Source organism: Silvimonas sp. (genome assembly GCF_031291215.1).
Taxonomy (GTDB): Bacteria; Pseudomonadota; Gammaproteobacteria; order Burkholderiales; family Chitinibacteraceae; genus Silvimonas; species Silvimonas soli.
In genome coordinates, this window is sequence record NZ_JARLJK010000145.1 from 1 (window position 1) to 1,051 (window position 1,051).

The window sequence follows — 1,051 nt, forward strand, 5'->3', positions numbered from 1 at the left end:
GCGAGTTTCAGCATCACAGCTTCGGGCACGGCGCCCTTGGGTTACCAGTGGCAAAAGAACGGGCTGGATCTCACCGAGGGCGGCGAAATTTCAGGGTCAGCTACCACCAACCTGGTGTTAGACGCGGCCAGCACTAATGACGTGGGAACCTATAGTGTCATCGTCACCAACGTCTGGGGCAGTATCACCAGCAGTGTGGCCAGCCTCACGGTGGCGTTCCCGCCGGCAATCACGGAGCAGCCCACCAACCAGGTTGTCATGGCGGGAGAACCGGCGAGTTTCAGCGTTGCGGTTTCGGGCACCGCGCTTTTGGGTTACCAATGGCAATGCAACGGGCTGGCGCTGACCGATGGCGGCGAACTTTCAGGTTCAGCCACCACCAATCTAGTGCTGAGTGCCGCCACGATAAACGAAGCGGGGAATTATACCATCATCATCACCAATGCCTGGGGCAGCGTCACCAGCAGCATGGCCACCCTCACGGTCGTGTCGCCGCCGGTCATCGCGCAACAGCCGACCAACCAGATTGTCATGGTTGGCGGCGTAGCGAGCTTCAGCGTCAGTGCTTTGGGCACGGCGCCCCTGGGTTACCAGTGGCAGAACAACGGGCTGGCTCTGACCGATGGTGGTGAACTTTCAGGTTCTGCCACGACCAATCTGGTGTTGGACGCGACCAGCACTAATGACGTGGGGAACTACACTGTCATCGTCACCAACGCCTGGGGCAGTGTCACCAGCAGTGTGGCCAGCCTTACCGTGGCGTTCCCGCCGGTGATCACCAGCCAACCCCAAAGCCTGACGGTGACCAACAGCGACCCCGCCAGCTTCAGCGTCGCGGTTTCAGGCACAGCATCCCTGAGTTGCCAATGGCAAGAAAATGGCACAAACCTGACCGACGGCAGCACCGTTTCGGGCTCGGCCACCACCAATCTGGTATTGAGTAAGACCAGTTTGTACGTCAAGGGAAACTATATCGTGATCGTCACCTACGCCTGGGCAAGAATCACCAGCAGCGTGACCACACTATCCGTGGTATCGCCCCTGGTAATAA

General features: G+C 59.2%; 1 protein-coding gene. It reads left to right on the forward strand.

Going from position 1 to position 1,051, the window contains the following annotated elements:
- Positions 1-36 precede the first annotated feature (36 nt).
- A partial coding sequence (locus tag P4L78_RS21575) for an immunoglobulin domain-containing protein (RefSeq protein ID WP_309330656.1) occupies positions 37-1,051 on the forward strand: 1,015 nt, incomplete at its 3' end.